Below are 8,030 nucleotides of genomic sequence, written 5' to 3'. Positions count from 1 at the left end.
GAGCCGCCCGCCTCGCCCGACACCGAGCCGCCCGCCTCGCGCAGGAGCGACGCCTCCGTCTCGGAGGGCAGCATCCCGCCCCACTCGTCGGTCGACAGCCCGCCTGTTTCGCGCCGCATCGAGCCCTCCGTCCCGCGCGGCAGCAGCGCGTCGGTCTCGCCGGGCACCGCCCCGCCCCTCTCGCACGGCGGCGTCCCGCCCGCCTCGCGCAAGAGTGACGCGTCCGTCCGGCAAGGCAGCGTCCCGCCGCACTCGCACGGCAGCGTCCCGCCCCTCTCGCCCGACACCGAGCCGCCCGCCTCGCGCAAGAGCGACGACCCCTCCGTCTCGCAGGGCAGCGCCCCGCCCCTCTCGCCCGACACCGAGCCGTGCGTCCCCCGGCAGAACGACGCGCCCATCCCGTGAGGCAGCGCCCCGCCCGCCCCCTGACAAAGCCGCTCGCCCCTCTCGGGTGTCAGCGGCGTATCCATCCCGGGCGGTCGCGGCGCCTCCATCGTGCCGCCCGCTCCGATCGCCGTCAGGTCGAGCGGCAGTGTTCCCCACTCCAGCCACTCCAGCAGCCCGGGCAGTTCCTCCGCGGTGCCGGCGGCCACCAGGAGACGCATCCGGTCGCCCCGCACGGCCACCGGCGAGCCCGGTGCCAGGCGGCGCAGGGCCGCGTGGCCCGCCTCGGCCGGCACGTCCAGGACGTCGTAGCGCACCCCCACCACCAGCCGCAGGGGATCGCCGGGCACCGTCGGCCAGCCCAGTTCGTTCTCGTACCACCGCCGGACCCGACAGCTCGCGTCTGGCGGCCGGCGGGGGAGCGGGACGGGGCGAGGGGCGCCGAACATGCCAAGTGCAACAGCCGCAAGGGCATGCGGGTTACGCTGGGTTGCGTAGTGCGTGCACAGAGTGTCGAAAGGGGGGCGTGTGGGGGGCACGGGGAGGCGCAAGGTTGTTCGCCCGTAGCGGAGGGGACGGGGCCACTCGGCATGGACTTCCGGTCCGTACGGGTAAGACATCCCTAGTGGGAGGGGGCGACACGCAGGAAAGGCCGTCTCACGTTCGCCATGGGCGTACTGGCGAAGGGGGTAACTGCCTGGCCTGCGGGAACATCGTCTCGCACCATCGGGTTGGAGCAGATGTCGGCGTTCGGGGTCAGGAGGCCAAGGACGGTGTCGGCAGTTGGAATGAGCGGTCCCCGCTTGCGGGACTAAGCTGCGGAAGGACAGGGAGGGGAAGTTCCCCCCACTGCCTGACCGCTCTGAGGAGCGATTAACGATGTTCGAGAGGTTCACCGACCGCGCGCGGCGGGTTGTCGTCCTGGCTCAGGAAGAAGCCCGGATGCTCAACCACAACTACATCGGCACTGAACACATCCTCCTGGGCCTGATCCACGAGGGTGAAGGTGTCGCCGCCAAGGCCCTTGAGAGCCTCGGGATTTCGCTCGAGGCGGTCCGCCAGCAGGTGGAGGAGATCATCGGCCAGGGCCAGCAGGCCCCGTCGGGTCACATCCCCTTCACCCCCCGTGCCAAGAAGGTCCTGGAGCTGTCGCTCCGCGAGGCCCTTCAGCTGGGCCACAACTACATCGGCACGGAGCACATCCTGCTCGGCCTGATCCGCGAGGGCGAGGGCGTCGCCGCCCAGGTCCTGGTCAAGCTGGGCGCAGATCTGAACCGCGTGCGGCAGCAGGTGATCCAGCTGCTCTCCGGTTACCAGGGCAAGGAGACCGCCACCGCCGGCGGTCCTGCCGAGGGCACGCCCTCCACGTCCCTGGTCCTCGACCAGTTCGGCCGGAACCTCACCCAGGCCGCTCGTGAGTCCAAGCTCGACCCGGTCATCGGGCGCGAGAAGGAGATCGAGCGGGTCATGCAGGTGCTGTCCCGCCGTACGAAGAACAACCCGGTCCTGATCGGTGAGCCCGGCGTCGGCAAGACCGCCGTCGTCGAAGGCCTCGCCCAGGCCATCGTCAAGGGCGAGGTGCCCGAGACCCTCAAGGACAAGCACCTCTACACCCTGGACCTCGGCGCGCTGGTCGCCGGCTCCCGCTACCGCGGTGACTTCGAGGAGCGCCTGAAGAAGGTGCTCAAGGAGATCCGCACCCGCGGCGACATCATCCTGTTCATCGACGAGCTGCACACGCTGGTCGGTGCGGGTGCCGCCGAGGGCGCCATCGACGCGGCTTCCATCCTGAAGCCGATGCTGGCCCGCGGTGAGCTGCAGACCATCGGTGCGACCACGCTGGACGAGTACCGCAAGCACCTGGAGAAGGACGCGGCCCTGGAGCGCCGCTTCCAGCCCATCCAGGTCGCCGAGCCGTCCCTGCCGCACACGATCGAGATCCTCAAGGGCCTGCGCGACCGCTACGAGGCGCACCACCGCGTCTCCATCACGGACGAGGCGCTGGTCCAGGCCGCCACCCTGGCCGACCGGTACATCTCGGACCGCTTCCTGCCGGACAAGGCGATCGACCTGATCGACGAGGCCGGATCGAGGATGCGCATCCGCCGGATGACCGCGCCGCCGGACCTGCGCGAGTTCGACGAGAAGATCGCCGGTGTCCGCCGGGACAAGGAGTCCGCGATCGACTCGCAGGACTTCGAGAAGGCCGCCTCCCTGCGCGACAAGGAGAAGCAGCTCCTGGCCGCCAAGGCCAAGCGGGAGAAGGAGTGGAAGGCCGGCGACATGGACGTCGTCGCCGAGGTCGACGGCGAGCTGATCGCCGAGGTCCTCGCCACGGCCACGGGCATCCCGGTCTTCAAGCTGACCGAGGAGGAGTCCAGCCGCCTGCTCCGCATGGAGGACGAGCTCCACAAGCGGGTCATCGGCCAGAACGACGCCGTCAAGGCGCTGTCGAAGGCGATCCGCCGTACGCGTGCCGGTCTGAAGGACCCGAAGCGTCCCGGTGGCTCGTTCATCTTCGCCGGCCCGTCCGGTGTCGGTAAGACCGAGCTGTCCAAGGCGCTCGCCGAGTTCCTCTTCGGCGACGAGGACGCGCTGATCTCCCTCGACATGTCGGAGTTCAGCGAGAAGCACACGGTGTCGCGTCTCTTCGGTTCGCCCCCCGGCTACGTGGGCTACGAGGAGGGCGGCCAGCTGACGGAGAAGGTCCGCCGCAAGCCGTTCTCGGTCGTCCTCTTCGACGAGGTCGAGAAGGCCCACCCGGACATCTTCAACTCGCTGCTGCAGATCCTGGAGGACGGTCGCCTGACCGACTCCCAGGGCCGGGTCGTGGACTTCAAGAACACGGTCATCATCATGACGACCAACCTCGGCACCCGGGACATCTCCAAGGGCTTCAACCTGGGCTTCGCGGCCTCGGGTGACACGAAGACCAACTACGAGCGCATGAAGAACAAGGTCTCGGACGAGCTCAAGCAGCACTTCCGGCCCGAGTTCCTCAACCGCGTCGACGACGTGGTCGTGTTCCCGCAGCTGACCCAGGACGACATCCTGCGGATCGTCGACCTGATGATCAGCAAGGTGGACGAGCGCCTGAAGGACCGGGACATGGGCATCGAGCTCGCCCAGTCCGCCAAGGAGCTGCTCGCCAAGAAGGGCTACGACCCCGTCATGGGCGCCCGGCCGCTGCGCCGGACGATCCAGCGCGAGATCGAGGACAGCCTGTCGGAGAAGATCCTCTTCGGCGAGCTGCGCCCCGGTCACATCGTGGTCGTGGACACGGAGGGCGAGGGCGAGACCAAGACCTTCACCTTCCGCGGCGAGGAGAAGTCGGCCCTGCCGGACGTCCCGCCGATCGAGCAGGCGGCCGGTGGCACGGGTCCGAACCTGAGCAAGGACGTGTAAGCGTCCCGGCCGCATGAGGTCCGACGAGAGGGGCCGGTGCTGAAAAGCACCGGCCCCTTTCGCATGCCCTAGGTGCGTATACCTCCCGGCGTCACGACAGCTGCCCGTCGTAGTCCGGCAGCTTGTACGTCTTCTCGGCGTGGCCGCCGGAGAGGTCGGTGGCGCTGTTGCCGATGTTCGCGATGATCGTGTAGCCCTTCTTCTCGACGTCGACGCGCTGGGCCGTCTTGTACTCGGCGACGTTCTTGAAGAGGTCGATGAAGTTCCGGACGTAGAGGCCGGAGACCTGGTAGCCGGCCTGCTTGAGGTTGTACTCGGTGAACGAGTAGATGATGTCCGGGCGGGCGGTCACGAAGAACAGGGCCACGCCGCGCTCCTGGGCGTATCTGGCGGCCTCCAGGACCGGCTTGTTAGCCGGCTGCGGGTAGCTGAAGCCGAAGTCGGTCTCGAGCGTGGTGTTGTCGATGTCGAAGACGATCGCCTGCTTCTCGCCCGGCTTGGCGGCCGCGATCCGCTGCTTCAGATAGGGCAGCGCCTGGTCCATCACCGCCTGGCAGTCCTTCTGCCAGGTCGCGTAGTCGACGTCTGCGGCGGCGGCCGTGGAGACCGCGGTGGCGGCACCGGAGGGCGCTGCGGCGTCGGCCGGTCCGGCCATCGCCACGAGGGCGGCCGCCGCGACGGCGGTCACTGATGCACGGCGCAACCAGGGGCGTCGGGTCTGCATGTCGTGGGGGTCCTCTCACGTCCGTGACGCTGCCAACATGTCGTGTGCATGTTCATGCGCGAGGGTGGCGCGAGGGGAACCGTAGGGTTACCGGACGGTAGGCGCATAGAGGCGTGCGCCACATTTCCGGAATGGCTGAAGAGGGCCCCCGGTGACATGCCGCACAGGCGATATGTCCGTTACTAGCCGGAATAGTGCTGAACGGGCCGAGAGGAAAGGGATCCTTGCCTCGCGAGCCCGCGCGAACTGGGCTGTAGTGGGCTGATTCATCCCGAATGAGTGCCATGTCAAGAGACGTAGAACACTGAACGAAATTACTAACTTCTGTCGTAGATCACGCTTTTGGGAGTTTGTCGGACTTCGGGTTACCAAGGGATGGCCATTCGGCGAGCGACTGTGCGCCGGGTGGTTTTCTCCGTCCCCTTCCACGCGAGGTTTCGATGTCCCAGCGCGTCACGTCCCGTTCTTCCCGTACGTCCCAGCTCCGCACCCGTGCGACCGTGCTGGCCGCCGGCCTCGGTGTCTCGGTCGCACTGGGGGCCGGGGTCGCGTCCGCCGCCGACACCACGGCCGCGACGGGTGCCGCCAGTGCCGTCCAGGCGCAGGCCGCCGCCCAGGCCAAGATCGCCAAGGTCGAGGCCGCGAAGGCCGAGAAGGCCGCCAAGGCCGCCGCCGCGAAGAAGGCCGCCGCCGAGAAGGCCGCCGTGAAGAAGGCCGCCAAGAAGGCCAAGCCGTCCTGGGTCGACCCGGTGAAGAAGTACAAGCTCTCCGCGGGCTTCGCCCAGAGCGGCGGCATGTGGCAGTCCACCCACAGCGGGCAGGACTTCGCCGTGCCGAGCGGCACCAAGGTCGTCGCCGCCCATGGCGGCACCGTCGTCAAGGCCGGTGGCAACGGCGCCGGTGACGGCCCCGCGTACGGCAACGCCGTCGTGATCAAGCACGGCAACGGCACGTACTCGCAGTACGCCCACCTGTCGAAGGTCGAGGTGAGGATCGGCCAGGTCGTCAAGACCGGCCAGGAGATAGCCCGGTCCGGCAACACCGGTAACTCGAGCGGTCCGCACCTGCACTTCGAGATCCGTACGACCCCGAACTACGGCTCGGCGGTCGACCCGGTGAAGTTCCTGCGCGCCAAGGGCGTCAAGGTCTGACGATCCCGGACAGGCCCTAGGAGCCCCGAGCTCCTTCGTGGGCCCGGGTCACCAGGTCCGTGGCGACCTCGAGGACGGCTTTGTTCTTGTCCTCGGGGTCGCCTTCCAGGTCCTGGAGCAGGAACATCCCGGCGTGCAGCGTGAAGATCGCGCTGACGCAGCGGACCTGGTCGACCAGGTCGGCCTCCGGGTCGATGATGATGTCGCGCAGGCCGCGGATGCGCTCCTTGAAGGAGTCGCCGATCCGCAGCTCCCGCACCGTCGCCTGGTTGTCGTGCATGAAGCGGAACAGTGGCGCGGCGCCGGACAGGGTCTCCGCGTAACGGCGGATGATCTCCTGCTTGGTGTCGAGCGTGTGCGGCTGCTGCCGCCCCCACTCGATCAGTTCCTCGATCGGCTTCGTGAGGTCCTCGAAGATGCTGACGAGGATCTCTTCCTTGGTCTTGAAGTGGTAGTAGAGCGCCGCCTTGGTGACCTCCAGGCGTTCCGCGATCTCGCGCAGAGAGGTCTTCTCGTAGCCCTGCTCGGCGAAGAGTTCGAGGGCCACGTCCTGGATGCGCTGGCGGGTGTCCCCGCGGCGCCGCTGCCTGGTGCCGTCCATGGTGCCGCCCATCCTCCTACGCCGCTCCCTTTCCATAAAACTTACTTGACGCCCGGCTAGTTCCGCGGCTAGCTTCCGAGTGTAGTCACTAGCCGGTCGGCAAGTAAGTAGCAGTAGCTGGGGGAGTGGGAAAGCAATGGCGGACACGACGGACACGCCGGCGGTCGGCGCCGACACCGGGGGGAAACAGCCGAAGAGCGTGCGGGTCGTCCTGCTCGCGCTGATGATCGCGATGATGCTCGCGATGCTCGACAACATGATCATCGGTACGGCGATGCCGACGATCGTGGGTGAGCTGGGCGGCCTCGAACACCTCTCGTGGGTGGTCACCGCGTACACGCTCGCGACCGCGGCCTCCACCCCGCTGTGGGGCAAGCTCGGCGACATGTACGGCCGCAAGGGCACGTTCCTGTCGTCCATCGTCATCTTCCTGATCGGCTCGGCGCTCAGCGGCATGGCCCAGAACATGGGCGAGCTGATCGGCTTCCGTGCCGTCCAGGGTCTTGGTGCCGGCGGCCTGATGGTGGGCGTCATGGCGATCATCGGTGACCTGATCCCGCCCCGGGAGCGCGGCAAGTACCAGGGCATGATGGCCGGCGTCATGGCGCTGGCGATGATCGGCGGCCCGCTGGTCGGCGGCACGATCACCGACAACTGGGGCTGGCGCTGGGCGTTCTACATCAACCTGCCGCTCGGCGTGGTCGCGCTGGTCGCCGTCAGCGCCGTGCTGCACCTGCCCAAGAAGCGGTCCGAGGCGCGGATCGACTACCTGGGCGCTGCCCTGCTGACCGTCGGCATCACCGCGATCGTGCTGGTCACCACCTGGGGCGGCACGGAGTACGCCTGGAGCTCCGCGCGGATCATGGAGCTGATCGGCATCGGTGTCGCGGCTCTCGTCGGCTTCGCGTTCTGGCAGACCAAGGCGGCCGAGCCGGTGGTTCCGCTGCACATCTTCCGCAGCCGCAACTTCACGCTGATGTCGGTCATCGGCTTCATCACGGGCTTCGTGATGTTCGGCGCGACGCTGTTCCTGCCGCTGTACCAGCAGTCCGTGCAGGGCGCCTCCGCGACGAACTCCGGGCTGCTGCTCCTGCCGATGCTCGGCGCGATGCTGGTGACCTCGATGGTCGCCGGCCGGGTCACCACGAACACCGGCCGGTACAAGGTGTTCCCGATTCTCGGCAGCGTCCTGATGACCGTCGGTCTCTACCTGCTGTCCACGATGGACACGGGGACCTCGCGCGTCACGTCCGGTGTCTTCATGGCCGTGGTCGGGTTCGGCATGGGCTGCCTGATGCAGATCACCATGCTGGTCGCGCAGAACAGCGTGGAGATGAAGGACATGGGCGTCGCGTCCTCGTCGACCACCCTCTTCCGCACCCTCGGCTCCTCCTTCGGCGTCGCGATCATGGGCGCGCTGTTCAACAACCGCGTGCAGGACGTCATGTCCGAGCGGGCCGGTGCACTGGGCTCCAAGGTGACAGAGCAGTCGGCGCAGCTCGACGCGAAGAGCCTGGAGAAGCTTCCGGTACTGGCCCGGGAGGCGTACCAGCACGCGGTCTCGGCGGGCACGCACTCGGCGTTCCTGCTGGGTGCCGTGGTGGCGGTGTTCGCCCTGGCGGCGGCCGTGTTCGTCAAGGAGGTCCCGCTCAAGGGGGCGGGACCGAAGGCGAAGGACGAGCCGGACGCCCCGGCGGCACAGCCGCCCGTGGCGGAGACCGTCTGACCGGACCGCACGAGGCCCCCGGGGTTGTCCGCCCCGGGG

General features: G+C 68.2%; 5 protein-coding genes and 1 pseudogene. 3 read left to right on the top strand and 3 right to left on the bottom strand.

Annotated features, from left to right (window positions below):
- Nucleotides 1–473: 473 nt before the first annotated feature.
- A pseudogene (locus tag GTY47_RS20910) lies at nucleotides 474–833 on the bottom strand (SCO3374 family protein); the annotation flags it as partial.
- A 430-nt stretch (nucleotides 834–1,263) separates the two neighbouring features.
- Here GTY47_RS20910 and GTY47_RS20900 point away from each other — a divergent pair.
- Entirely contained in the window at nucleotides 1,264–3,789 is a 2,526-nt protein-coding gene (locus GTY47_RS20900; RefSeq protein ID WP_010048831.1) for an ATP-dependent Clp protease ATP-binding subunit, read from the top strand.
- Between the two features lie 91 nt (nucleotides 3,790–3,880).
- Here GTY47_RS20900 and GTY47_RS20895 read toward each other — a convergent pair whose 3' ends face one another.
- The gene (locus tag GTY47_RS20895) at nucleotides 3,881–4,513 is read right to left on the bottom strand and encodes an HAD family acid phosphatase (RefSeq protein WP_029181800.1); all 633 of its coding nucleotides are present in this window, start codon (nucleotides 4,511–4,513) and stop codon (nucleotides 3,881–3,883) included.
- A 440-nt stretch (nucleotides 4,514–4,953) separates the two neighbouring features.
- On the opposite strand from GTY47_RS20895, the gene GTY47_RS20890 reads away from it, so the two are divergent.
- Entirely contained in the window at nucleotides 4,954–5,664 is a 711-nt protein-coding gene (locus GTY47_RS20890) for a M23 family metallopeptidase (protein WP_010048827.1), read from the top strand.
- A gap of 16 nt (nucleotides 5,665–5,680) precedes the next feature.
- Here GTY47_RS20890 and GTY47_RS20885 read toward each other — a convergent pair whose 3' ends face one another.
- Complete coding sequence (locus GTY47_RS20885) at nucleotides 5,681–6,277, bottom strand: TetR/AcrR family transcriptional regulator (protein ID WP_010048823.1); 597 nt, start codon at nucleotides 6,275–6,277, stop codon at nucleotides 5,681–5,683.
- 124 nt (nucleotides 6,278–6,401) lie between these two features.
- On the opposite strand from GTY47_RS20885, the gene GTY47_RS20880 reads away from it, so the two are divergent.
- Entirely contained in the window at nucleotides 6,402–7,991 is a 1,590-nt protein-coding gene (locus GTY47_RS20880; RefSeq protein WP_010048822.1) for an MDR family MFS transporter, read from the top strand.
- The last annotated feature ends 39 nt before the right edge of the window (nucleotides 7,992–8,030 follow it).

This window comes from Streptomyces sp. SID5464 (assembly GCF_009862985.1).
Classification (GTDB): domain Bacteria; phylum Actinomycetota; class Actinomycetes; order Streptomycetales; family Streptomycetaceae; genus Streptomyces; species Streptomyces chartreusis_D.
Note: the sequence above shows the minus strand (reverse complement) of the source record. Positions and strands in the feature narration are given on the sequence as shown.